Source organism: Pseudaminobacter sp. Soil_N_29, assembly GCF_057656055.1.
Map to the genome: position 1 here is coordinate 24,396 of NZ_JBDGLC010000006.1, position 24,081 is coordinate 48,476.

At 64.8% G+C, this 24,081-nt stretch carries 26 protein-coding genes; 16 read left to right on the forward strand and 10 right to left on the reverse strand.

Annotated elements, in window-relative coordinates:
* Positions 1 to 2 precede the first annotated feature (2 nt).
* On the forward strand, positions 3 to 428 hold the full coding sequence (locus AC3A4H_RS14645) for an EVE domain-containing protein (protein ID WP_487767339.1): 426 nt from the start codon (positions 3 to 5) through the stop codon (positions 426 to 428).
* Positions 383 to 1,072 (forward strand): class I SAM-dependent methyltransferase, encoded by a 690-nt coding sequence (locus AC3A4H_RS14650; protein ID WP_487767340.1) that lies wholly within the window; start codon positions 383 to 385, stop codon positions 1,070 to 1,072. Before AC3A4H_RS14645 ends, AC3A4H_RS14650 begins: the two co-directional genes overlap by 46 nt.
* A gap of 17 nt (positions 1,073 to 1,089) precedes the next feature.
* Here the strand turns inward: AC3A4H_RS14650 and AC3A4H_RS14655 are convergent, their stop codons facing one another.
* Entirely contained in the window at positions 1,090 to 1,602 is a 513-nt protein-coding gene (locus AC3A4H_RS14655; RefSeq protein ID WP_487767598.1) for a L,D-transpeptidase family protein, read from the reverse strand.
* A gap of 161 nt (positions 1,603 to 1,763) precedes the next feature.
* Here AC3A4H_RS14655 and AC3A4H_RS14660 point away from each other — a divergent pair, with 161 nt between their 5' ends.
* Together AC3A4H_RS14660 and AC3A4H_RS14665 are read left to right on the forward strand one after the other, a co-directional pair.
* Positions 1,764 to 2,447 (forward strand): response regulator transcription factor, encoded by a 684-nt coding sequence (locus tag AC3A4H_RS14660; RefSeq protein ID WP_348778638.1) that lies wholly within the window; start codon positions 1,764 to 1,766, stop codon positions 2,445 to 2,447.
* Positions 2,448 to 2,511: 64 nt separating this feature from the next.
* Positions 2,512 to 2,967, forward strand: coding sequence for a cyclic nucleotide-binding domain-containing protein (locus tag AC3A4H_RS14665; protein WP_487767341.1), 456 nt, complete (start codon positions 2,512 to 2,514; stop codon positions 2,965 to 2,967).
* A gap of 55 nt (positions 2,968 to 3,022) precedes the next feature.
* On the opposite strand, the gene AC3A4H_RS14670 is transcribed toward AC3A4H_RS14665, so the two are convergent.
* The 6 genes from AC3A4H_RS14670 to AC3A4H_RS14695 form a co-directional block, all read right to left on the reverse strand.
* Complete coding sequence (locus AC3A4H_RS14670) at positions 3,023 to 3,829, reverse strand: exodeoxyribonuclease III (RefSeq protein WP_487767342.1); 807 nt, start codon at positions 3,827 to 3,829, stop codon at positions 3,023 to 3,025.
* A 129-nt stretch (positions 3,830 to 3,958) separates the two neighbouring features.
* Positions 3,959 to 4,636 carry an outer membrane lipoprotein carrier protein LolA gene (locus tag AC3A4H_RS14675; RefSeq protein WP_487767343.1) on the reverse strand — a complete coding sequence of 226 codons (678 nt, stop codon included), beginning with the start codon at positions 4,634 to 4,636 and terminating at the stop codon, positions 3,959 to 3,961.
* Between the two features lie 113 nt (positions 4,637 to 4,749).
* Entirely contained in the window at positions 4,750 to 7,386 is a 2,637-nt protein-coding gene (locus tag AC3A4H_RS14680) for a DNA translocase FtsK (RefSeq protein WP_348778641.1), read from the reverse strand.
* A gap of 217 nt (positions 7,387 to 7,603) precedes the next feature.
* A complete protein-coding gene (locus AC3A4H_RS14685; RefSeq protein ID WP_487767344.1) occupies positions 7,604 to 8,968 on the reverse strand; it encodes an ammonium transporter in 1,365 nt (454 codons plus the stop codon).
* A gap of 90 nt (positions 8,969 to 9,058) precedes the next feature.
* On the reverse strand, positions 9,059 to 9,397 hold the full coding sequence (locus tag AC3A4H_RS14690) for a P-II family nitrogen regulator (RefSeq protein WP_348778643.1): 339 nt from the start codon (positions 9,395 to 9,397) through the stop codon (positions 9,059 to 9,061).
* 185 nt (positions 9,398 to 9,582) lie between these two features.
* Positions 9,583 to 10,458 (reverse strand): acyl-CoA thioesterase, encoded by an 876-nt coding sequence (locus tag AC3A4H_RS14695; RefSeq protein ID WP_487767345.1) that lies wholly within the window; start codon positions 10,456 to 10,458, stop codon positions 9,583 to 9,585.
* Between the two features lie 102 nt (positions 10,459 to 10,560).
* On the opposite strand from AC3A4H_RS14695, the gene AC3A4H_RS14700 reads away from it, so the two are divergent.
* From AC3A4H_RS14700 to AC3A4H_RS14710, 3 genes are all read left to right on the forward strand, one after another.
* Positions 10,561 to 11,808 carry a ubiquinone biosynthesis hydroxylase gene (locus AC3A4H_RS14700; RefSeq protein ID WP_487767346.1) on the forward strand — a complete coding sequence of 416 codons (1,248 nt, stop codon included), beginning with the start codon at positions 10,561 to 10,563 and terminating at the stop codon, positions 11,806 to 11,808.
* 106 nt (positions 11,809 to 11,914) lie between these two features.
* Positions 11,915 to 12,352 (forward strand): OsmC family protein, encoded by a 438-nt coding sequence (locus tag AC3A4H_RS14705; RefSeq protein WP_487767347.1) that lies wholly within the window; start codon positions 11,915 to 11,917, stop codon positions 12,350 to 12,352.
* Positions 12,353 to 12,409: 57 nt separating this feature from the next.
* Positions 12,410 to 12,628 carry a hypothetical protein gene (locus AC3A4H_RS14710; RefSeq protein WP_487767348.1) on the forward strand — a complete coding sequence of 73 codons (219 nt, stop codon included), beginning with the start codon at positions 12,410 to 12,412 and terminating at the stop codon, positions 12,626 to 12,628.
* A 373-nt stretch (positions 12,629 to 13,001) separates the two neighbouring features.
* Here AC3A4H_RS14710 and AC3A4H_RS14715 read toward each other — a convergent pair whose 3' ends face one another.
* On the reverse strand, positions 13,002 to 14,069 hold the full coding sequence (locus AC3A4H_RS14715) for a TraB/GumN family protein (protein ID WP_487767349.1): 1,068 nt from the start codon (positions 14,067 to 14,069) through the stop codon (positions 13,002 to 13,004).
* A 69-nt stretch (positions 14,070 to 14,138) separates the two neighbouring features.
* Positions 14,139 to 15,080 (reverse strand): tyrosine recombinase XerC, encoded by a 942-nt coding sequence (locus tag AC3A4H_RS14720; protein ID WP_487767350.1) that lies wholly within the window; start codon positions 15,078 to 15,080, stop codon positions 14,139 to 14,141.
* A 118-nt stretch (positions 15,081 to 15,198) separates the two neighbouring features.
* Between AC3A4H_RS14720 and rimM the strand changes: the two genes are divergently transcribed.
* The 8 genes from rimM to leuC all read left to right on the forward strand — a co-directional run bounded on the left by rimM (position 15,199) and on the right by leuC (position 22,264).
* Positions 15,199 to 15,798, forward strand: a complete 600-nt coding sequence (gene rimM, locus AC3A4H_RS14725; RefSeq protein WP_487767351.1) for a ribosome maturation factor RimM — start codon at positions 15,199 to 15,201, stop codon at positions 15,796 to 15,798.
* Positions 15,795 to 16,523: a tRNA (guanosine(37)-N1)-methyltransferase TrmD gene (trmD, locus tag AC3A4H_RS14730; RefSeq protein ID WP_487767352.1), complete on the forward strand. Its 729-nt coding sequence runs from the start codon at positions 15,795 to 15,797 to the stop codon at positions 16,521 to 16,523. Before rimM ends, trmD begins: the two co-directional genes overlap by 4 nt.
* Before the next feature lie 193 nt (positions 16,524 to 16,716).
* A complete protein-coding gene (gene rplS / locus AC3A4H_RS14735) occupies positions 16,717 to 17,259 on the forward strand; it encodes a 50S ribosomal protein L19 (RefSeq protein ID WP_348778652.1) in 543 nt (180 codons plus the stop codon).
* Between the two features lie 84 nt (positions 17,260 to 17,343).
* The gene (locus tag AC3A4H_RS14740) at positions 17,344 to 18,165 is read left to right on the forward strand and encodes a class I SAM-dependent methyltransferase (RefSeq protein ID WP_487767353.1); all 822 of its coding nucleotides are present in this window, start codon (positions 17,344 to 17,346) and stop codon (positions 18,163 to 18,165) included.
* A gap of 127 nt (positions 18,166 to 18,292) precedes the next feature.
* A complete protein-coding gene (locus AC3A4H_RS14745) occupies positions 18,293 to 19,090 on the forward strand; it encodes a transporter substrate-binding domain-containing protein (protein WP_487767354.1) in 798 nt (265 codons plus the stop codon).
* Positions 19,091 to 19,149: 59 nt separating this feature from the next.
* Positions 19,150 to 19,968, forward strand: coding sequence for an amino acid ABC transporter permease (locus AC3A4H_RS14750; protein WP_487767599.1), 819 nt, complete (start codon positions 19,150 to 19,152; stop codon positions 19,966 to 19,968).
* Positions 19,965 to 20,600, forward strand: coding sequence for a class I SAM-dependent DNA methyltransferase (locus AC3A4H_RS14755; RefSeq protein WP_487767355.1), 636 nt, complete (start codon positions 19,965 to 19,967; stop codon positions 20,598 to 20,600). Before AC3A4H_RS14750 ends, AC3A4H_RS14755 begins: the two co-directional genes overlap by 4 nt.
* Positions 20,601 to 20,854: 254 nt before the next feature.
* Entirely contained in the window at positions 20,855 to 22,264 is a 1,410-nt protein-coding gene (gene leuC, locus AC3A4H_RS14760; protein ID WP_487767356.1) for a 3-isopropylmalate dehydratase large subunit, read from the forward strand.
* 27 nt (positions 22,265 to 22,291) lie between these two features.
* Here the strand turns inward: leuC and AC3A4H_RS14765 are convergent, their stop codons facing one another.
* Positions 22,292 to 22,606, reverse strand: a complete 315-nt coding sequence (locus tag AC3A4H_RS14765; RefSeq protein WP_348778658.1) for a hypothetical protein — start codon at positions 22,604 to 22,606, stop codon at positions 22,292 to 22,294.
* Positions 22,607 to 22,876: 270 nt separating this feature from the next.
* On the opposite strand from AC3A4H_RS14765, the gene AC3A4H_RS14770 reads away from it, so the two are divergent.
* The gene (locus AC3A4H_RS14770) at positions 22,877 to 24,067 is read left to right on the forward strand and encodes a GGDEF domain-containing protein (protein ID WP_487767357.1); all 1,191 of its coding nucleotides are present in this window, start codon (positions 22,877 to 22,879) and stop codon (positions 24,065 to 24,067) included.
* Positions 24,068 to 24,081: the final 14 nt, after the last annotated feature.

The following is a 24,081-nucleotide window of genomic DNA, read 5'->3' on the forward strand; positions in this document are numbered from 1 at the left end:
AAATGAACTACTGGCTGTTCAAGTCCGAGCCGTTCAAGTTTTCCTTCGACATGCTCAAGGCGCTTGGAGACAAGGGCACGCAATGGGATGGCGTGCGCAACTACCAGGCCCGCAACAACATGCGTGCCATGCAGATCGGCGATCTCGGCTTCTTCTACCATTCCAATGAGGGGCTCAACGTCGTCGGCATCTGCGAGGTCTGCGCGTTGGCCCATCCCGACACCACCACGGAAGATCCGCGCTGGGAATGCGTTGACGTGCGCGCCGTGCGCGACATGCCTCGCCCGGTGACGCTGGCCGAGGTCAAGGCCAATCCGAAGCTTGAGAAGATGTCGCTGGTCACTTCGATGCGCCTTTCGGTGCAGCCGGTGACCGCCGAGGAATGGCAGGAGGTCTGCCGCATGGGCGGCCTCATTCCCGCGCCGTGACGCCTGAGGACGCAAAGCGCTTCATCCGCGCCAACACAGCCCTTATGGCGCCACCGCATGTGCCCGAAATCCGGCTGCATCTGGCCGACGAAGCGCATGAACTGTGGGAGAAGACCGAGGAAGAGCTGGCCGAGATCGGCCTGCCGCCACCCTTCTGGGCCTTTGCCTGGGCGGGCGGACAGGGGCTGGCACGCTACATCCTCGATCATCCCGATTCGGTTCGAGGAAAGCGCGTGCTGGACTTTGCCTCCGGTTCAGGCTTGGTGGCCATAGCCGCGGCGATGGCGGGCGCGCGCGAGGTCGTGGCCACCGATATCGATCCGTTCTGCGCGGCCGCCATCGCCCTCAATGGCGAGGCCAACGGCGTATCCCCGCTCTTCGTCGGCAGCGACACCATCGGCACCGACGACGGCTGGGAGATCGTGCTGGCCGGCGACGTGTTTTATCAGAAGGACTTCGCCGAACGTCTGGTGGAGTGGTTTTCCCAGCTTCGCCGGCGCGGGGCCTATATTGTCGTCGGCGATCCCGGCCGCTCCTATCTTCCCAAGGAAAGGCTGGACCCGCTTGCCGTCTACCAGGTGCCCGTCACCCGCGCGCTGGAGGATGCCGAGGTCAAGCGCACCACGGTCTGGCGATTCGGCTGAAGGCCGGGGGTTGCCCCTCAGCGCACCACCTTCAGCATGGTGCGGCTGGAAAGACGAGGCAACAGCCGCGCCATTACCCTTGGGGTCACAGCCACGCAGCCCTGCGTGGGGGGGAAGCCCGGCCGGGCGAGATGAAAGAAGATGGCGCTGCCACGCCCGCGCCGCCGCGGCGCGATATTCCAGTCCAGCACCAGACACGCGTCGTAGAGCCTGTCGTCGCGCAGCATCCGTTCGTGACTTGCGACATAGGGCAGCCGGACCGGCCGGTTGTAGTTGCGGTCGCCGGGAAGGTCGCACCAGCCGAGAGCGGCATGGATCTCGCGCATCGCAAGCCTTGTGGGGGCGCCATTGAAATTACCGCGGCGGAAATAGCCCGACAGGATGCGCATCGCCGCCAGCGGCGTGCCGCCGTCGCCCTCTCGCTTGTTGGCGGTGATGCCGCCGCTTCCCAGCGCACAGGCAAACACACTGCCGGCGGCATTCAGCAACCCCTGCGAGCGGTGCCCGGGACGAGCCCGCACGGTGATCAGGCCGAGCCGGCCCCTGTTTTTCTTACACGCCTCATTGCGTTCACTTTTTTTGGAGTATGATCGCATGCGGAACAAATCACTGTGATGGCTGTTCTGGTGACTAGGTTCCGCACAAACGATTTCGGGTCAACAGACTAATCATTGAAAAAACGGATTGATCCATGAGCTCTCGCACCATCCTGATCGTCGATGACGATGAAGACCTGCGCTCAACGCTGGTCGAGCAACTTTCTCTCTATGAGGAATTCGACGTCTTGCAGGAATCGACTGCTTCCAAGGGCATAGCAGTCGCCCGCGGCGGTCTTATCGACCTTTTGATCATGGATGTCGGCCTGCCCGACATGGATGGCCGCGAGGCGGTGAAGATCCTGCGCAAGGGCGGCTACAAGGCACCCATCATCATGCTGACCGGGCATGATACTGATTCGGACACGATCCTCGGCCTGGAGGCCGGCGCCAACGACTATGTGACCAAGCCGTTCCGCTTCGCGGTGCTGCTTGCCCGCATCCGCGCGCAGCTGCGCCAGCACGAGCAGAGCGAGGACGCCACCTTCTCCGTCGGCCCCTATACTTTCAAGCCCAGCCAGAAGCTTCTGCTGGACCAGCGCGGAGCCAAGGTGCGGCTGACCGAAAAGGAAGCCTCCATCATCAAATACCTCTATCGCGCCGACCAGAAGGTCGTCACACGCGATGTTCTCCTGGAAGAGGTCTGGGGCTACAATTCCGGCGTTACGACCCACACTCTGGAGACACATGTCTACAGGCTGCGACAGAAGATCGAGCGCGATCCTTCCAATGCGGAAATTCTTGTGACAGAAAGCGGCGGATACAAGCTGGTTCCGTGACCGGTTCGCGGTTCGGGCAGCCGCACGCAGCACAGGAACGCCAGGCCTGGGACTTGGGGGCGCAATGGCGCTGGACGACGACATCCGCATTCTGTCCGGCGTGGAGCTGTTCAAGGGCTTCACGCAGGAACAGTTGCGCCTGCTCGCCTTTGGCACCGACTCGATGCACCTGCCGGCCGGCCGCAAGCTCTATCTCGAGGACGACGAGGCCGATTGCGCCTATGTCGTTGCCAGCGGGAGCATTGTTATATTTCGCGAAAATGACAAAAATCGGACGCCGATCGCGACCGTGAAGGCGGGCGCGATCCTGGGCGAGCTGGCGCTCATTGCCGACACAAGGCGTTTGACCAGCGCAGCCGCGGCAACCGATTCGGAGGTGCTCCGGCTCAACCGCAAGATGTTCCACCGCATGCTCGCGGAATATCCCGAGCTGGCGGTGCGCCTGCACCGGCACATCACCGATGAACTTCAAGCGCTGATCCGGCGCATCGAGGAAATGGCTTCGCGCTTCACGCCCTGATTCGCAGGCTCCGGCTTCGCATCATGCGGACGCGTTGGGAAAACCCGCCTCCGGCTCAGTCGAGGTCGAACCGGGCAATCACCGGCACGTGGTCCGAAGGGCGCTCCCAGCCGCGCGCCTCGCGCAGGATCTCGATGCCGGCCAGGCTCGGCGCCAGATTTTGCGACGACCATATGTGGTCCAGGCGCCGGCCGCGGTCGGAAGCTTCCCAGTCCTGCGCGCGATAGCTCCACCAGGTGTAGATCTTCTGCTCGTAGGGAGCGTTCAGCCGCATCAGGTCGACCCAGTTGCCGGCCTTGCGCATCGCTTCGAAATTCTCGGTCTCGATCGGCGTGTGGCTGACGACCTTCAGAAGCTGCTTGTGCGACCAGACATCGTGCTCCAGCGGCGCGATGTTGAGGTCGCCCACCAGGATCGAGGCAGATGTTTCGTCGTGGTCGGCGCGGATCGCGTTCATCTCTTCGACGAAATCGAGCTTGTGGCGGAACTTGGGATTGATCTCGGGGTCCGGTTCGTCACCACCGGCCGGTACGTAGAAATTGTGCAGCAGCACCTGCTTGCCGCCGGCCGCGAAGCGCACCGACAGATGGCGGCAGTCGCCCATCTCGCAGAAATCGCGTTTCTCGACCAGCTCAATCGGCCGCCGGGCGACGGTTGCGACGCCGTGATAGCCCTTCTGGCCGCTTATGGCGACGTGCTCATAGCCGAGCTTGCGAAAGGCCGCCGACGGGAACTGGTCGTCGGGGCATTTGGTTTCCTGCAGGCACAGCACGTCCGGGGCCTTCTCGAGCAGGAACCGCTCGACCAGAGGCATGCGCAAACGGACGGAGTTGATGTTCCAGGTAGCAATCGAAAGAGGCATGGAGAATCCGGTTCCGGGAATTTTCGCCCGGAAACTGGCAGGCAAGGCCGGCAATTACAAGCTCATGCGAGACGCGAGCGCGCGCAGCCGCTGCTGTCCACAGGTTCCGGCCCTGCAGTCCGCGCCAGTTTACTGCCTGGACTTGCGGTTGACCTCAAGATTGCGCCGGTAATCGATCTTGAACAGGTTCTGATCCAGCCGCACGCCTTCCTGGACGTTGAAGATCATCACCGTGGTGTCTTTGCCCTGGGCGTCGGTGATAGTCCACTGGCGCAGCTCATAGGTCTTCGGATCGAACATCATGGTGATCCTCGAATTGCCGAAGACGGACTTGTCGGCGAGCTGGATCGTGGTCAGGTCGTCCTCTTCCTTCACGCTCTTGACCTTGTCGCCGGACAGGTCGATGCGCTGGTCGAGCAGCAGCTTCAGCGGCGTCTTCGACAGCGGATAGAGGTCCATCGTGTTCATTTTCTTGTTGTCGAGAGCTACCGATTCGCCATCGGAGATGACCTTGAAGCCGGAGGCTCCGTCATAATTGAAGCGGATCTTGCCCGGCCGCTCGATATAGAACTTGCCGCCGGTCTGTTCGCCGCGGGGACCGAACTGCACGAACTCGCCGGCCATGGTGCGAACACCGGCGAAATGATCCGCGATCTTCTGGGCGGTTTCGGTAGGCGTGGCCTGTGCGCGTGCGTCGAAGCCGGGGAGCGACGGCAGCGCGGCCAGACAGGCAGCGGCGCCGGCAATGCCCATGAAACGGCGGCGCGTCCTTTGCTTCCAGTTCGGGGTCAAAGCATCTCTGGTCATGCCGGTTTCACTCTCGGTTGCGTTCCGTTCGAAGCTGATAGCGCGGTAGTTGGGCTGAAGTTTGGCCTTGGCAAGGTCACGACGTCATCAATCTCTTGTCAGGCGCGCCCGCCTCAAAGCTGGTCGTCTTCGGTCGGAACGAGGATCTCGCGCTTGCCGGCATGGTTGGCAGGGCCGACTATGCCCTCCTGCTCCATCCGCTCGATGATGGAGGCGGCGCGATTGTAGCCGATGCCGAGGCGGCGCTGGATGTAGCTGGTGGATGCCTTGCCGTCGCGCAACACCACGGCCACGGCCTGGTCGTAGGGATCGTCCGAATCCTCCAGATTGCCGCCGCCACCGCCCTTCGATGGCGATTCGCCCTCGTCCTCGCCGTCGTCTTCGGTGATGGCGTCGAGATATTCAGGCACGCCCTGCAGCTTGAGATGCGCCACGACGTTCTCGACCTCGTCGTCGGAGACGAAGGGGCCGTGGACGCGCTGGATGCGGCCGCCGCCGGCCATGTAGAGCATGTCGCCCATGCCCAGCAGCTGCTCGGCGCCCTGCTCGCCCAGAATGGTGCGGCTATCGATCTTCGACGTCACCTGGAAGGAGATGCGGGTCGGGAAGTTGGCCTTGATGGTGCCGGTGATGACGTCCACCGACGGGCGCTGCGTGGCCATGATGACATGGATGCCCGCCGCGCGCGCCATCTGGGCCAGGCGCTGGACGGCGCCCTCGATGTCCTTGCCGGCGACCATCATCAGGTCGGCCATCTCGTCGATGATGACGACGATGTAGGGCAGCGGCTCGAGATCCAGCTCCTCGGTCTCGTAGATCGCCTCGCCGGTCTGGCGGTCGAAGCCAGTCTGCACGGTGCGCTGGATCTGCTCGCCCTTCTTCTGTGCCTGCGCGACGCGGGCGTTGAAGCCGTCGATGTTGCGCACGCCCACCTTGGACATCTTGCGGTAGCGGTCCTCCATCTCCCGCACGGTCCATTTCAGCGCCACCACCGCCTTCTTCGGATCGGTGACCACCGGCGTCAACAGATGCGGGATGCCGTCATAGACCGACAGTTCCAGCATCTTCGGATCGATCATGATCAGCCGGCATTCCTGCGGCGTCATGCGATAGAGCAGCGACAGGATCATGGTGTTGATGGCCACCGACTTGCCGGAGCCGGTGGTGCCTGCAACCAGCACGTGCGGCATTTTGGCGATATCGACGATGACCGCCTCGCCATTGATCGTCTTGCCGAGCGCCAGCGCGAGCTTCGCCTTGGTGGTTTCGAAGTCGCGGCTGGCCAGGATTTCGCGCAGGTAGACCGTTTCGCGCCTGGCGTTGGGCAGCTCGATGCCGATCGCATTGCGCCCGGGCACAACGGCGACGCGCGCGGCGATCGCGCTCATCGAGCGGGCAATGTCGTCGGCCAGGCCGATAACGCGCGAGGACTTGATGCCCGGTGCAGGCTCCAGCTCGTAGAGCGTGACGACAGGCCCCGGCCGGACGTGGATGATCTCGCCCTTGACGCCGAAATCCTCCAGCACGCCTTCCAGGAGCCGCGCATTCTGCTCGAGCGCGTCCTGTGATAGGCTGGGGTCGCGCGATACGTTCTTCGGTTCCGCCAGGAAGTGAAGCGAGGGCATCTCGAAGCTGTCCGAGCCGATAAGCGAAGCCTGGGCCTCGCGCTGGGCGCGCGCGCCCTGCGCCGGTCGGGGCGCCGGCCCCTCAACGCGCCCACTTGCTGCGAGAGGCCCGGCCGCGGGCGTGCGGAAATTCTGCACCCGGGTCGGGCGAGCGGCAGGTGCTGCAATCACGCCATCCGGCGCGAAATCGACATCTTCCGCGTCTTCGTCGTCCTCGTTGGCAGCGGCGCGGCTTGCCACCATCGAGGCGAAGAATTCGGGCTCCACCCGCGCCCTGCCCGGCGACGCGACCCGCGCCTCCGCCTGTTCGGCGAACTCGACACGCTCGGCCGCACGGCGCCAGGCGCTTTCGGGCCGCACGCCGCCGGATCCGAACTCATCATGGCCCCTGCGGCGCGCGCTGCGGCGGTGCAGGAATGCCCTGAACGACAGCCACCAGTGGGCAATCACGCCGAATGCAAGGATGCCCTCGCCTTCATCGTCTTCATCGACAAGGGACGCGAGGTCGCGCTCGCGCTGTTCCTTCTCGGCCAGTTCCTCGAGCTCGCGGTCGGTCCGGCGCAACAGCAGGCCGGAGCCGTAGCCATAGAGCCACAATGCCGGCACCGCCAGCGCGGCGGCGACTGCAGTGCCGACCCATCCGGCCGGGTAGTCTCCGGTCAGCATGCCCGGGATCTTCAGCACCATGTCGCCAAGCACGCCGCCGAGCCCGCTGGGCAGCGGCCAGGTGGGCGGCGGCGTCACGCAGCCGGCAATCGCAGCGGAGAGAAGCGACGCGCCAAACCACGCGAACGCACGGCGCGGCATGCGATCCACCCCGCGCGCGGTGATCAGCAGCACGCCCCAGATCACCGCCGGGACCAGCGCCGCCACCGACGACAGGCCGTAGAACTGCATGGCGAGGTCGGAAAGGACCGCGCCCGGGTAGTCCATCGCATTGGTGACGGGGTTGTCCGTGGCGTGGCTGAAGCTCGGATCGGCGACGTTCCACGTGCCCAGGCTTGCAAGCGCAAACGCCACGAAGGCGAACAGCGCCAGCCCTGCCACCCGCGCGGCCTGACGCCACGCGAAGTCCTTCAGGCCGTGCCCGGTGTCGGTCAGCGCGAATTGAGTGGCCGAACGCATGCTGCTTTCCCCGTCCGCAAAGAAGACGCCACGGCGCGAGCGCACCCTGGCCAGAGTCGGCCGTCAGATTACCGGCGGGAAGGTTAAGGTCGCATTAACCATGCAGGCGTCGCAAAACCGGGCAAGAATGGCCCGGGCGAACCGGGCCTTCCCATGCGCCGGGACAGCCCGGCGGGTCGCGCAGTTTGCTCCGGCGGCCGCAGCCGCCGGGGAGCTCTCACGAGTGGTAGGCCACCTCGCCGTGAGACGACAGGTCGAGCCCCTGCGCTTCGGCCTCGGCGCTCGGGCGCAGACCGATCGCCATGTCGACGACCTTGTAGAGTATGACCGAACCGATGCCGCACCAGGCGTAGGTGACCAGCACCGCCATTATCTGGGTCGAAACCTGGCCGCCCATCGTCACGCCATTGGCATAGCCGACGCCGCCGAGCGTCGTGGAAGCGAAGATGCCGGTGCCGACCGCACCCACTGTTCCGCCGATGCCGTGTACGCCGAACACGTCGAGAGAATCGTCGTAGCCCATCCTGATCTTCACGACGGTGACGAAGAAGTAGCAGCAGACGCTGGCGATGGCGCCGAGCACGATTGCCCCGACCGGGCCGACGAAGCCGGCGGCGGGCGTCACCGCCACGAGGCCAGCGACCATGCCCGAGGCAGCGCCGAGCATCGACGCCTTCCCGCGGACCAGCGCCTCGACCACCGACCAGGCGATGATCGCGCCGGCCGTGGCGGTGAAGCTGTTGATCATGGCAAGCGCCGCGCCACCATTGGCTTCCAGGTTCGAACCGGCGTTGAAGCCGAACCAGCCCACCCACAGGATCGAGGCGCCGACCATGGTCAGCGTCATCGAGTGCGGCGCCATGTTGTCACGGCCGTAGCCGTTGCGCCTGCCAACCAGCAGGGCCCCCACCAGCGCGGCGATGCCCGCATTGATGTGCACCACGGTGCCGCCGGCGAAATCGAGCGCGCCCCAGCCGAACAGCAGGCCGTGCGGGTCCCAGACCATGTGAGCGACAGGGAAGTAGACGAAGGTCACCCACAGGGCCACGAACAGCACCACGGCCGGGAAGCGGATGCGTTCGGCAAATGCGCCGATGATCAGCGCCGGCGTGATGCAGGCGAAGGTCATCTGGAAACAGACATAGACGAGTTCGGGGATGACCACGCCGGTGGTGAGGGTGGGCACCGTGCTGCGCGGGGTGACGCCGGCGAGAAAGGCCTTCCCCAGCCCGCCCCAGAACGGGCTGGTGCCGCCGCCGAAGGCGACCGAATAGCCGTAGAGCACCCAGATGACGATGACGACCGCAACGATCATCGTGCACTGCATGAGCACGGAAAGCATGTTCTTGGCGCGCACCAGCCCGCCATAGAACAGCGCGACCCCCGGCAGCGTCATGAACAGCACCAGCACGGTCGAGGCCAGCATCCAGGCTGTGTCGCCCTTGTCTGGCACCGGCAGCGCAGGCGCGGCGGCAGGCGCAACCTCCTGCGCGAAGGCCGAGAGCGTGCCCAGGGCGCCGAGCGCGAGCAGCCCCAGAAGGGCCACGCGCGCAGGTAGCGCAATGGAAGGCGGAATTTTCATCGAAATCTCCATCGTTTATGGTTTGGCTGGCGGAAATGTGTTGCGGCGGGCAGGCGAGGGCCGGCACCGGAAAAGGCAGGCTTCGAAAGCTCAGAGCGCATCGGCATCGGTCTCGCCGGTGCGGATACGCACGGCCTGATCTATGCCGAAGACGAAGATCTTGCCGTCGCCGATCTGGCCGGTCTTGGCCGCGGCGATGATGGCGTCGACGGTCTTGTCGACCATCTCGCTGGCCACGGCGACCTCGATCTTGACCTTTGGCAGGAAGCTGAAAGCGTATTCGGCGCCGCGGTAGATTTCCGTGTGCCCCTTCTGGCGCCCGTAACCTTTGACCTCGGTCACGGTCATGCCTTCGACGCCGATCGCGGTCAGCGCTTCGCGCACCACCTCGAGCTTGAACGGCTTGATGATAGCCATCACGATTTTCATCGGCTTCACCCTTTGCTGACGCGCACGACACGCGCCGCGCGCATTCAGGTGAATCAAGCTCCGTGCCAAACTGGCGGGTGCGCCATAACCGTCTGGAAATAATACGTATTCAGCGCTGCCGTTTTCCGGGCATCGAAACCGGCGGCTGCAAAATGCCTAGAAATTAGGCGATGCTGCGAAAATGCCTATTCTGCAGGCGAATGTCGCAGCCGAATCAGGCCCTCCTGGGCCACGGAAGCGATCAAGGTGCCGTCCTGCGCATAGAGCGCGCCGCGCGTGAAGCCGCGCGCGCCGGAGGTGGACGGGCTGTCCTGCGTATAGAGCAGCCAGCCGTCCAGCGGGTGAGAGCGATGGAACCACATCGCATGGTCAAGGCTCGCCGCCTGGATGTCGCGGTCGAAGATCGCCCGGCCATGCGCGAAGGTGGAGGTATCCAGAAGCGTCATGTCCGACAGATAGGCCAGCACCGCCGCCTGCATGGCGCGATCGTCCGGCACCGGCCCCGTGGTGCGGATCCAGATCTTCTGCTGCGGCGCCAGTTTCTCGCGGCTAGTGTAGTGCTTCAACATCACCGGCTTCATCTCGATCGGCCGGTCGCGTTCCCAATAACGTCGGATGCCTTCCGGCACGGCATCGCCAAACTTGGCGATCAATTCCTGCTGGGTTCCGAGCTTCTCCGGCGCAGGCACGTCGAGCGGCATCGGCATCTGATGGTTCAGCCCGTCCTCGTCCACCTGGAAGGACGCCTCAAGCGAGAAGATGGCGTGGCCGTGCTGGATGGCCACCACACGGCGCGTGGTGAAGCTGGCGCCGTCGCGGATGCGGTCGACCTCGTAGACGATCGGCACCTTGGTGTCGCCCGGCCGCATGAAGTAACCATGCAGCGAGTGGACGTGGCGATCCGGCGAGACGGTGCGCTGGACCGCGACCAGGGCCTGCGCGATGGTCTGGCCGCCGAACACACGCTGCCAGTCCGACTCGGGGCTGCGACCACGATAGAGGTTGTGTTCCAGCTTCTCGAGGTCAAGAATGGCGAGAAGCTCTTGCATGGCCGCCGTCATGTTTCGCACCTTTCCGAACACTCGAACCGGAAGGGTTTCAACGGAACGTCCGGCCAAGTCAAGGCAGCACAGACGAAGGCGCAAGACCCGGAGGACAGGGCAATGGTCGAGAACGAATCAGCTGCCGATAGGCATCCCATGCTCGATGTGCTGATTGCCGGCGCCGGCTATGTCGGGCTTGCGGCCGCGGTGTCGCTGAAGCAGGCGCGACCCAACCTGGCCGTTGCCGTGGTCGACGCCGCTCCCAAGGGCGTCTGGCAGCGCGACACCCGCTCGTCGGCGGTTGCTGCGGCGGCCTGCCGAATGCTGGGCCAACTCGGCTGCTGGGACGAGATCCGGCCCGAGGCGCAGCCGATCGTCGACATGCTGATCACCGATTCGCGCACCGCCGACCCGGTGCGCCCGGTCTATCTGACCTTCGAGGGCGAGGTCGCGCCCGGCGAACCCTTCGCGTATATGGTTGCCAACAAGGTGATCAACGCCGCGCTTCGCCGCCGTGCCGGCGAACTCGGCATCGACATCATCGAGGGTGTGGCGGTCCAGGCCTTCGAGACCGGCATCGCCAGCGTTGCGATCCACCTTGCCGACGGCACTTCGCTCGACGCCCGGCTGCTGGTTGCAGCCGATGGCGTGAATTCTCGCCTGCGCGACATGGCCGGCATCAAGACGGTGAAGTGGGAGTACGGGCAGTCGGGCATCGTCTGCACGGTGGCGCATGAGCGGCCGCACAACGGCCGCGCCGAGGAGCACTTCCTGCCGGCCGGTCCGTTCGCCATCCTGCCGCTCACCGGCAATCGCTCCTGCATCGTGTGGACCGAGCGCACCGAGGATGCCGACCGGCTGCTCGCCAGCGACGAACTGGTTTTCGAAACGGAACTGGAGCACCGCTTCGGGCTGAAGCTGGGCGAGCTTCGCGTCGAGGGCAAGCCGCGCGCGTGGCCGCTCGGCCTTATGCTCGCCCGCGATTTCGTGGCGCCGCGCTTTGCGCTGGCGGGAGACGCAGCGCACGGCATCCACCCCATTGCCGGCCAGGGCCTGAACCTCGGCTTCAAGGACGTCGCAGCCCTCGCCGAAACCATCGTGGAGGCCGACCGCCTCGGCCAGGACATCGGCGCGCTGGACGTGCTGCAACGCTACGAGCAGTGGCGCCGGTTCGACACGGTGCAGATGGGCGTCACCACCGACGTGCTCAACCGGCTGTTCTCCAACGACTTCGGCCCGCTGCGCGCCTTGCGCGATTTCGGGCTCGGCCTCGTCGACCGCATGCCGCAGCTGAAATCCTATTTCATCCGCCAGGCGTCGGGGCTCTCCGGCGACATGCCCCGGCTGCTCAAGGGCGAAGCGATCTAGCCGGAACCGGCTTGCGCCAAAGTGCTCATGGCCCGAGCCGGCGCGGGCCCTATATTCGCGGGGTCGCCGCACGCGCGGCCCGTCACCAAGAGGGAGGAGGATAATCATGCATCGTCAAGCAACCGCCGTCTGGAAAGGATCGCTGACCGAAGGCAGCGGCACGCTCGAAACGCAAAGCGGCGCGTTCAGCGGCACGCCCTATTCGTTCAAGGGCCGCTTCCAGGACGAGAGCGGCAAGTCCGGCACCAATCCGGAGGAACTGATCGCCGCTGCCCATGCCGGCTGCTTCGCCATGCAGCTTTCGCACTTCCTGGCCGAGAACGGCACGCCGGCCGAGGAACTCGACGCCAAGGCGGTCGTCACTTACGGCCCGGCCGCGGATGGCGGCTTCGAGATCACCGAAAGCACGCTCACCCTGACGGGCAAGGTGCCGGGGATCGACGCAGCGAAATTCAAGGAGCTTGCGGAGCAGGCAAAGGCCGGCTGCCCCGTCTCCAAGGCGCTCGGCGCAATCAAGATTACATTGGACGCGCGGCTGGCCTAGCTCGCGCGCCCGACGTCCCATCTGCAACCAAGCGGCCCGCCCCACCGGACGGGCCGCTTGGCTTTTCCACTGAATGTCGACCCTTACTGCGCCGGAGCCGCGGGCTGCCCAGGTGCGGGCGCAGGCGCTGGCTGCGTGGGCGGTGCAGGGGTGGTGGTTTCAGGCGCGGGCGGCGTGGCCGGCGCGGTTTGCTCGGGCGGCGGTGTTGTTGTCGGAGCTGCGGGTGCCGTGGGAGCCGTCGTGCTCGGAGCCGGGGTCGCCGGGGCGGTGGTCTGAGGCGCAGGCGCCGGTGTCGTCGTCTCACTGGTCGTCGGCTGGGCCGGTTCGCCGGGCGTATGCGACTTGCTGGGGAAGAAAATGAAATAGGCAATCACGGCAAGCACGACCACGATCGCGGCAATCAGCACCCCGCTGCCGCCAGAACCGGAGGGCGCCGGGCGATCATTGAGCGGAGGCTCGGGTGAATTCGCTGGATCTCGAGAGCCAGCGGGCGACGCAGGGTTCAAAGGATCGTTCATCCTCGGATCCGGAATACGGTCGGACTTGGCCATGATCGGGTCTCCGTCTGTTTTACGGAGATACAACGAACGAGGTGCGGTTTGGTTTCAGATCGGCCCGAGAGAGGCCGATTCGCAAGCCGCGAGGAGGCTCAGTCGACCGGGGTCACCTTGTAGCCGTCGTCGCGCAGCAGAGCGACCAGCCCGTCCTCGCCCGGCAGATGCATTGCCCCGACCGCGATGAAGGCGTCGCCCTGCGCGAGAATGGTTTCGGCCCTTTCGGCCATGGCGCGGTTGCGGGACTTGATCATCGCCTCGTCGAAAGCGGCATAGCCGTCCTCGCCACCGGCCTCGTCGGGCAGTACTGCGCGGAACAGGGGCCAGAACATGCCGGTTTCACCCCGCTGATAGAGCACGATCATCGTTTCGATGACATCGTCCATCCGGTCGCCGAGCTTCAGCGTGTCGACAAGGCCTTTCATGTGAAAGTCCATCGGCAGGGACGCCATGGCGCGAAGTTGGTCGGCCACCGTCTCCAGCCCTTCGACCTTCTTGCCCATGGCAAGCGCGTCCTGGGCAAGCTTGATATCGAGAACGGGCGCGCCTGCGGCCTTTCGCGAAAGCTCGCACGCCGGAAGCGCCACCATTGCCGACAGCATCCACGGCTTCATCTTGGAGACGCTCGCCGGCGGAATGCCGCGTGCGTCGAGCGCCCTCTCCACCACCGCCGCGTCTTCCGGCGACAGCAGCGACGTCAGCGTCGTGCTGTCGGTGAACATGGTCAGGTCCGGCTCCTTCATGATGGCGGCCATCATGCTGGACTGGTCCAGTATTTCCGTCGTCTCGATGACAACGGTGCTTGATGCATCGAAAGCCTTCTGCGCGGCCGGCGTCAGGGCCACCACGCGCGGATCGGTCATGTGCATCGTGCCGAAAAGGAACGAGGGCTCTGCGCCCGCCTTCTCGACCTTCCACAACAACCCCTTGCCGTTCGGCGTCTGGGCCGCCTCGGCCGCAATCTTCTCCACCAGCGCCGGGTTGCTCTTTTGCAGCGGAGCCAGCATGTCGGCGCCCTTGCAGGCCGACACCTCGGCGTGGGCCTTGCCCATGGCGATGATCGTGACGGCGACGAAGGAGATGAGGAACAGCACATTGAGCGCCACGATCAACAGCAAGGCTGTGAGCGCGGTACGGTCGGCAATGGCGATAGCGCGTTTCATGTTTCCAGCATTAACGCCAAAAGACGGCGAAACCGTTAATTGCCGCGGCCAAATTGTCGCGTTGCGCCATCAGGCGCGCGGGTGCGCCGCCTCGTAGATGTCGAGCAGGCGCGCAGTGTCCACGCCGGTATAGACCTGCGTGGTCGACAGGCTGGCATGGCCGAGCAGTTCCTGGATCGTGCGCAGGTCGCCGCCGCGCCCGAGCAGATGGGTGGCGAATGAATGGCGCAGCGCATGCGGCGTTGCGGTGTCCGGCAGGTTCAGCGCCGAGCGCAGCTTCTGCATCTCGCGCTGGATGATCGCCGGATTGAGCGGCCCGCCGCGCGCACCGCGAAACAGCGGCGCGTCCGGCCCAAGGTGATAGGGGCAGAGCTTGCGGTACTCCGCGACCGCCGCCAGCGCCACCGACAGAACCGGCACCAGCCGCGTCTTGCCGCCCTTGCCGGTAATCCGCAACACCGTGTCGCCGGAAGCGGCAAGATCACCACCATTGAGGCCGAGCGCCTCCGAAATGCGCAGGCCACAACCATAGAGCAGCGTCAGCAGCGCCGCATTGCGGGCGGCGATCCACGGCTCCTCCGCAAGCTGCTCGCCTGCGGATACGACACGCTTGGCGTCCGATGCCGTCAGCGGCTTGGGCAATGACTTCGGCTGCCTGGGCGCGCGCAAAGCGGCCGCCCCCGCCGCATTGGCAAGGCCGCGCCGCTCCAGGAAACGCAGGAAAGAACGCACCCCGGCTAGCCCCCGCCCCAGCGTGCGTGCACCGGCCCCATCGCCACGGCGCGACGCCAGAAACGCGCGCAGGTCCGCAGGGCGAAGCTCCCTTATATCGGCCAGCCCCGGCGCGCCGCCGCAATGGCCGGTGAGAAACTGAAGGAACTGGCGCGTATCGCGCTCATAGGCTTCCACGGTCAGCGCCGAAAGCCGGCGCTCATGCGCCAGCGACTTCAGCCAGCTTTCGCGGGCCGACTGGAGTTCGGGCTTGGCGACGACGAGGAATTCTTGCTGCATGGGCTTTCGAAAAATCATCCACTGCCATGCTGAGGCCTTCAGGTTAGCAACGGATGAAAGCGCGCGATTGAAAACGCGCCGAGCGAGGGATAGAGACGGGCAAAGGATCGAAATGCCCATGCCCAAGCCAGAAAATCCCATCCAGATGGCCGTTATCGGTGCCGCCCACGGCATCAAGGGGGAACTGCGCGTGAAAACCTTCACCGCCGACCCGCTGGCGCTCGGCGACTACGGGCCGCTTTATTCCCGCGACGGACGCGCCTTCGAAGTGCTCGACATCCGGCCGGCGAACACTGTGGTGATCGTCCGCTTCAAGAACGTGAAGGACCGCAACGCGGCCGAGGCACTGGCCGGCACGGAGCTTTTCATCGACCGCTCGGCCCTGCCCGATGAAGGCGAGGAAGACGAGTTCTACCATGCCGACCTGATCGGCCTTGCGGTGAAGGACGAGACCGGCGCGACGATCGGCAAGGTCTCGGCCGTGCAGAATTTCGGCGGCGGGGACATTCTCGAAATCGTCCATGCGGGCAAGAAAGGCGTGCTGATCCCGTTCACCCAGGCGGCGGTGCCGGACATAGACGTGAAAGCAGGTTTCCTGCGCGTCGATACGGCAGCGGCAGGGCTGGTCGAGGACGCCAGCGGAGAAGACGAGGAAGGCGGCGAGGCTCCTGAAAAGCCGAGGCCGAGCGGCCCCGAAGGCGAAGGGGGCGACCGTTGAGCGGCTTCCGCGCCTCGGTGCTGACGCTTTACCCGGAAATGTTTCCAGGGGCGCTGGGCCTTTCGCTGGCGGGGCGCGCGCTTGAGCGTGGCGACTGGTCGCTGGAAGCCGTGCAGATCCGCGATTTTGCCACCGACAAGCACCGGACCGTGGACGACACGCCCGCAGGCGGCGGCGCAGGCATGGTGATGCGCGCCGACATATTGGCCAAGGCCATCGACGCGACCGCCCCGGCGGGCGACCCGCGCCCAAAGCTGCTGATGAGCCCGCGCGGGAACCCGCTGACGCAGGCACGAGTGCGCGAACTGGCGGCCGGCCCCGGCGCGGTTATACTTTGCGGCCGCTTCGAGGGCGTCGACCAGCGCATCATCGAGGCGCGCGCGCTGGAGGAAGTGTCGATCGGCGACTTCATCCTCTCCGGCGGCGAACCGGCAGCACTTGTGCTGCTGGATGCGGTGGTGCGGCTGCTGCCCGGCGTGATGGGCAACGACACCTCGGGCGACGAGGAGAGCTTTGAGAACGGGCTGCTCGAACACCCGCACTACACCCGCCCGCAGGAATTCGAGGGGCGGCCGATCCCCGAAGTGCTGACCTCCGGCAATCATGGCAAGATCGCCACCTGGCGCCGCGCCCAGGCCGAGCTTCTGACCAGAGAACGGCGCCCGGACCTGTTTTCGGCCCATGAAACGGCCGCTTCCGCCAAAAAACCGTCACCCAAGAGGTGACAATGCACGCGGAAGCGTGTATGTGCGCGACCGCAACCGGAAGTATGATGCTTCCGGGCCCGTCAACAATGACGGTGAAATCGCCCCTGCCTCGGCTTCTCGGCGAGAAGTAAAGGCATAGCCAAACGGTCGTCGAACTGGGTGGCAAGTGCCGGGCGCTCTGGCTGTTGAGAACGAAGAAGAGGTTATTGCGATGGATATCATCCGTCAGATCGAGGCCGAACAGGCCGCCAAGATCGAAGCGAAGCGCAAGCTTCCCGAATTCCAGCCGGGCGACACCGTCCGCGTCCTGGTCCGCGTCACCGAAGGTACGCGCACCCGCGTGCAGGCCTATGAAGGCGTCGTGATCGCGCGTTCGGGCTCGGGCTTCCAGGAAAACTTTACGGTCCGCAAGATCTCCTATGGCGAAGGCGTGGAGCGCGTGTTCCCGGTCTACTCGCCGATGGTCGAAGGCGTCGAGATCGTCCGCCGCGGCAAGGTTCGCCGCGCCAAGCTCTATTACCTGCGTGATCGTCGCGGCAAGTCGGCGCGTATCGTCGAGAACACCAGCGTGCGCGCCCGCAAGCTGAACGACGCCGAGCGCGAAGCAGCCAACGCCGAGAAGGCGCGCATCGAGGCCGAGAAGATCGCCGCCGCCGAGGCACTGGCTGCCGAGAAGGCCGCCCAGGAAGCCGCCGAGAAGAAGGCTGCCGCCGAAGCAGCAGCCGCTGCCGAGGCCGAGAAGGCCGCCGAATAATCTTCTTCGGGAGATTCTATTTGGAAAAAGGCGGCTTCGGCCGCCTTTTTTCGTCTCGTGCTCGCGTCCAAAGGGGGGAGAACGATGAGCGAGTTTGCCAAGGCCAATCTGCGCAACTGGGACAATCGCGCCGAGCTCCATTCGTCCGACACCACCGGCAGCTACCGGATCGCCCAGGTCCTCGCCGGCGGCTCCTCGCTGCATCCGCTGGAAGTCGGCGAGATCGGCGACGTGACGGGCAAGGATATCGTCCATCTGCAGTGCCACATCGGCCTCGACACGCTGAGCCTCAAGCACCTCGGGGCCAGAAGCGTCACCGGCCTTGATTTTTCACCGAAGGCCATCGCGGCAGCGAGGGCTTTCGCCGAGAGGGCCGGAACGGCGGCTCGCTTCGTCGAAGCGTCGGTATATGACGCGCCGCAGGCGCTGGGCGAAACCTACGACATGGTCTTCGTCACCTGGGGCGCCATCAACTGGCTGGACGACATCTTCCGCTGGGCCGAGGTGGTGTCGGCGCTGCTGCGCCCCGGAGGCCGGCTCTACCTGCTTGAGGGCCATCCGCAGCTCGGCCAGGTCGAGGCGCGCAACGGCACGCTGGAGCTTGCCTATCACTGGCGCACACCGAGCGCCGAGCCGCTTACCTGGGATGACGCCCAGACCTATACCGGCGACGACCGGCAATTGACGCATACGCGCTGCTACGAGTGGATTCATCCGCTGAGCGACATCGTCAACGCGCTGATCAGGGCTGGAATGAGCATCGACCACCTCAACGAACACGAGATCGTTGTCTGGCGGGCCTTTGCGGATGTGGTCGAACTTGCCGACGACCAGTTCGCACTGCCGGAAAGCTATCCGAAAATCCCGATGTCCTTCTCCATCGCAGCAACGAAGCGCGCGGGATAGCGAAACCTTTTCATTCTACTGCGGCAGGGAAGCAAGCCCGTCTCTTGCAAGCCGTGGGCAGTTGGCTAATCATGCGCAAAATCCTGCCTTTTCGACCCAAAGACATTTCCGAACTGGAGCGCGCCCCATGAACAGGTTCAAATTCGCACTGGCTGGGCTGCTGGCCTGCGTTCTCGCACCCGTGGCGGCAAGCGCCGACACGCTGCCCGACCTGGGCGGAAAGACGGTGACGGTGGTGACCGAGAATGCCTATCCGCCTCTGCAATTCGTGGACCCGAAGACGGGCGAGCAGATCGGCTGGGAATACGACGCCATGAACGAGATGGCCAAGCGCCTGAACTTCAAGGTCGATTACCAGAACACCTCCTGGGACGCGATGATCCAGGCCGTCTCCGACGGGCAGTACAACATCGGCATGACCGGCATTACCATCAAGGACGACCGCAAGGAGAAGGTCGACTTCTCCGACCCTTACATGCGTTCGCAGCAGTTCATGCTCGTGCGCGGCGACGAGAGCCGCTTCAACGACGCCAAGAGCTTCGCGGCACTCGAGGACGGCCTGGTCGGCGCGCAGGCGGGCACCTCCCCCTTCTACACCGCCGTCTACGAAATACTGGACGGCAACGAACAGAACCCGCGCATCAAGCTGCTCGAGACCTTCGGCGCGACCGTGCAGGCCCTGAAGTCGGGCGACGTCGATCTGGTGCTGACCGACAGCGTCGCCGCCAAGGGCTATGTCGACTCGTCGAACGGCGCCCTGAAGGTGGTGGGCGAGCCGCTCGGCACCGAGGATTTCGGCTTCATCTTCCAGAAGGGCTCCGACCTCGTCGCGCCGATCAACGCGGCCATTGAATCGATGAAGGCCGACGGCACCATCGATGCCCTGAACAAGAAGTGGTTCCTCGACTACAAGATGGGCGAGTGACGGACCAAGCGGGGCCGGGAGTTTCGGCTGAGGCCGGCTCCCGGCCCTGGCATTTCCAGATGCACCTGCTCTCCAAGACTTCGCCCGAGACGAAGGACTTCCCCTGGTGGCTGGCGGTCGCTGCGGCGATTGCCATTGCGGTCGCCATCTTCGTTGCCACCAACGAAATCTACACCCAGGTGTTTTCGACGGTCGCCAAGGGCATCGGCATCACCGTCTTCGTCACGCTGGTCGGCTTCAGCCTTGCCTCGATACTCGGGCTCGGCATCGCGCTGATGGGCCTTTCGGGCTCCGTCTGGCTACGCCAGATCTCACGCTTCTATGTCGAGATCATCCGCGGCGTGCCGATCCTGGTGCTGCTGTTCTGGATCGCGTTCGTCGGCGCGCCAGCCTTCGTTGCCGGCTGGAACGCCGCGACGGCGCCGCTGCAGGAAGCGGGCCTCTTGCCGCCGCTCCAGGTGCGCGACGTCTCGCTGCTCTGGCGCGCCATCATGGCGCTGACCATCGGCTACTCGGCCTTCATTTCCGAAGTGTTCCGCGCCGGCATCCAGTCGGTTGATGCCGGCCAGATCGAGGCCGCCAAGGCGCTCGGGCTGACGCGTTTCCAGCGCTTCCGCCTGATCATCCTGCCGCAGGCGATCCGCACCATCCTGCCCCCGCTCGGCAACGACTTCGTCGCCATGGTCAAGGATTCCTCGCTGGTCTCGGTACTGGGCGTGGCCGACATCACCCAGATGGGCAAGGTCTACGCCTCCGGCTCCTTCCGCTTCTTCGAGACCTATTCCATCGTTGCCTATATCTATCTCGTGCTCACGGTGGGCCTGTCGCTGGCGTTGAGGGCGCTTGAACGGCGGATGCGCAAGGGGCACCGGGCATGAGCCAACACCGCCACAGCGAAGGGCTGGAGCAGGTTTACGCCGCCCGCAACGAGGCCGAGCTGACGCAGGCCTATGCGGCATGGTCGAGCGACTATGACCGCGAGACGGCCGCCTCCGGCTATTGCCTGCCATTCATGATCACGGCCTGGGTCACTCGGCATGTGCGGCTGGCCGCCGGCCCAATTCTCGATGCCGGCTGCGGCACCGGCCTCTCCGGCGCCTATCTGCAGGCGCTCGGCTATTCTAACATCGAGGGCCTCGACTTTTCGCGTGACATGCTGGCGATCGCCCGGGCACGCGGCGCCTATGGCGCGCTGACCGAGGCTGTACTTGGCCGCCCGCTGCCCTGGCGCGACGGGCACTTCGCCGCCTTCTTCTCGACCGGCGTCTTCACCGAAGGGCATGTCCCCGCATCCAGCCTCGACGAGCTGGCGCGGATCACCCGCGCCGGTGGCCATGCCATCTTCACGGTGCGCGACGTGGTTCTGGACAAGGGCGGCTTCCGCGCCAAGTTCGCCGAGTTGGAACAAGCCGGACGCTGGCGCCCTGTCGAGGAAAGCCCTTTGTTTCGCGCCTTCGCGGTCGATGAAGCGGATGTCCTCGTCAAGGCTTTCGTGTTCGAGATCTTGTGAGGCGGTCGCGCTGGCGTGACAAGGCTGCCAATTGCCGACCGGCCAAAATGCTGGTATGTGCCCGGCCATGGAACAGCTCTTTGGAGATCCCGCCTACAAGGGTTTCGTGCTGCAGGACCACAAGCGCCTGCCGGGCCGATTCTTTGCGCGGATTTCCGGCGCGCAGACCAGCCGCCTATCCTGAGCGGACCAGGCTGCCGGCGCCTTTGCTGCCGGGTCATTCCAGTTTTCCGCTCTATCCAGGGATTTAGACAATGAGCGCACCACGCACACTCTACGACAAGATTTTCGACGACCACGTTGTCGACCGTCAGGATGACGGCACCTGCCTGCTCTATATCGACCGCCACCTGGTGCATGAAGTGACCAGCCCGCAGGCCTTCGAGGGGCTGCGCATGTCGGGCCGGAAGGTGCGCCACCCGGAGCGCACGCTGGCCGTCGTCGACCACAACGTGCCGACCTCGCCCGATCGCAAGAACGGCATCAAGAACGAGGAAAGCCGCATCCAGGTCGAGGCGCTGGCCAAGAACGCTGCTGACTTCGGCGTGGAATACTATTCCGAGAACGACGTCCGCCAGGGCATCGTCCACATCGTTGGTCCCGAACAGGGTTTTACCCTGCCGGGCATGACCATCGTTTGCGGTGACAGCCACACCTCGACCCACGGCGCTTTCGGCGCGCTGGCGCACGGCATCGGCACGTCGGAAGTGGAACACGTTCTGGCCACCCAGACGCTGATCCAGAAGAAGGCCAAGAACATGCTGGTGCGTGTCGACGGCCAACTGCCGGCTGGCGTTACCGCCAAGGACATCGTGCTGGCCATCATCGGCGAGATCGGCACTGCCGGCGGCACCGGCTACGTCATCGAATATGCCGGCGAAGCGATCCGCTCGCTGTCGATGGAAGGCCGCATGACCATCTGCAACATGTCGATCGAAGGCGGTGCCCGCGCCGGTCTGATCGCTCCGGACGAGACGACTTTCGCCTACGTCAAGGACAAGCCGCGCGCGCCGAAGGGCAAGGCCTGGGACATGGCGCTGGATTACTGGAAGACGCTGCACACCGACGAAGGCGCGCATTTCGACAAGGTGGTGGTGCTCGACGCAGCCAAGCTGCCGCCCATCGTGACCTGGGGCTCGTCGCCCGAGGACGTCGCTTCCGTCACCGGCGTCGTGCCGAACCCGGACGACATCGCCGACGAGAACAAGCGCAACTCCAAGAAGCGCGCGCTCGAATATATGGGTCTCACCGCCGGCACCAAGATCACCGACATCGCCATCGACCGCGTCTTCATCGGCTCCTGCACCAATGGCCGCATCGAGGACCTGCGTGCTGTGGCGAAAGTGGTCGAGGGCAGACAAGTCGCTTCGACCGTTTCGGCCATGATCGTTCCGGGCTCCGGCCTGGTGAAGGAACAGGCCGAGGCCGAGGGCCTTGACAAGATCTTCATCGAGGCAGGCTTCGACTGGCGCGAACCGGGCTGCTCGATGTGCCTCGCCATGAACGACGACCGGCTGAAGCCGGGCGAGCGCTGCGCCTCGACCTCGAACCGCAACTTCGAGGGCCGTCAGGGTTTCAAGGGCCGCACCCATCTCGTGTCGCCCGCAATGGCGGCGGCGGCTGCGATCGCTGGCCATTTCGTCGACATTCGCGACTGGAACTAAGCAGAAAATACAGACACCGGGCGACGCTCAGTCGCCCGGCTCGAACCTTCTGACGAGTTCGTGGAACTCGTCGCGAATGCCCGGCCTGTCCTCGGGCACGACCAGCGCAAGACGGCGCCTGTCGAAAAGCTGAAACCACTCGTCCCAATCGATCAACTCGATCGCGCCCGTGGCGTCGGAACGCTCCGGCCGGTCATCGTCTTCATAGGCGCTTTGCCCGAACATGATGCGCAGGACCGGCTCGCCTCCCGAGGCCGTGGCCTCCTGAAGCGCAGGACTGCCCGCCCTCGCCGCAACCCAGTCGCGTATTGCTTCGTGATCGACGAGCATCACGGTCTTCATCGCAGGCCTCCTTATCGCCTTAGCATCGCAACGCGGATACCGCGGTGCGGTTCCCTCTCCGACGCCTGGCCGGCTGGAGTACCGTCCGCTCTCAAGAATTTCTCGGCGCGCGCAAAACTGCCCCAGCGTTAACGGCTTTTTCGTGCAAACGTGATTGATTGCTTCGGCTTCGCAGTTTCCCCAGCCGTGTGGTTCGCCGTGGGAACGGCGTGGCTTTTTTCTTGCAGCCTTTCCATCTGAATGAAGCCGTGCGCTTGGGGGGCGCGTCCGATGAGCGGAGCAGCGGTTGTCCTGATAATCAATCTGATTGTCACGGGGTTGTTGTCGGCATCCTTCGCCATGGTCGCCGTCTATGATCGCAAGCAGGAAGCGGCACGCTGGATGGCCGTGGTCTACGGGATGGGCGTCGTCTATTGCTTGACCGAGTTCCTGCTCGCCAGGTTCGGTGCCCCGCGCGTCGCCGTGGTCTTCTCGTTTTCGCTGTTCCTGGCGGCACTGCTGCTGTTCAATGTCGGCGTCGCGCGCAAATACCAGGTGCCTGTGCCCTGGCGGCTGTTGTGTGCGGTATTCCTGTTTTCCGTCGTGGCCTGTGACGCCATACAGGACATCCCGCGGCAGTCCTTCGTAAGGATGATGGCTTATCAGGCGCCCTATTTCGCGATGCAGCTTATCGGCGCCTGGATGGTGTGGTCGGCGCGTTCACGCAGGTGGCTCGACAACGCATTGATGCTGCTGCTGGCCGCGAGCTCGCTGCAGTTCCTCAGCAAGCCGTTTCTTTCGGACCTGCTGGGCGGAACGGGCGCCAGCGCGCAGTCCTATCTTGCAACCACCTATGCGCTCATCTCGCAGTCCATGGGGACGGTTACCGCCGTCGCCACTGCTTTGCTGTTCCTGGTCATCCTGGCGCGCGACGTCATCGCCGACGTCACGACGCTTTCCCAAACGGATTCCTTGTCCGGCTTGCTCAACCGGGGCGGATTCGAGCGCTACGCAAACACAGTGCTGCGCCAGGAGGCACGGAGGGGTCAGCCGGTTTCGCTGGTCATCTGCGATCTCGATTACTTCAAGACGATCAACGACACTTTCGGTCATGCTTCCGGAGACAAGGTGATCAAGGCCTTTGCGAGCTTCCTCAGCAGGACAGCGGCGGACCACCACATTGCCGGGCGCATCGGCGGCGAGGAGTTTGCCATCATCCTGCCAGGTGCCAACCTGGCGGCCGCGCGCCTGTTTGCCGAATGCACGCGTACTGCGTTCTCCACCTTGCCGATAGAGGGACTACCGGATGGCCTGCGGTTCACCGCGAGCTTCGGGGTCAGCGAATGCGCGCCGGGAGACGATCTGTCGGAACTGCTTTCGCGCGCCGACAAGGCGCTCTACGCGGCCAAGAAGGACGGCCGCGACTGCGTGCGCACAGCCGCCTCGCCCGTCGAGACCAGACGCGGGCACAAGTCGGCCTGATCGAGCGCGAAGAA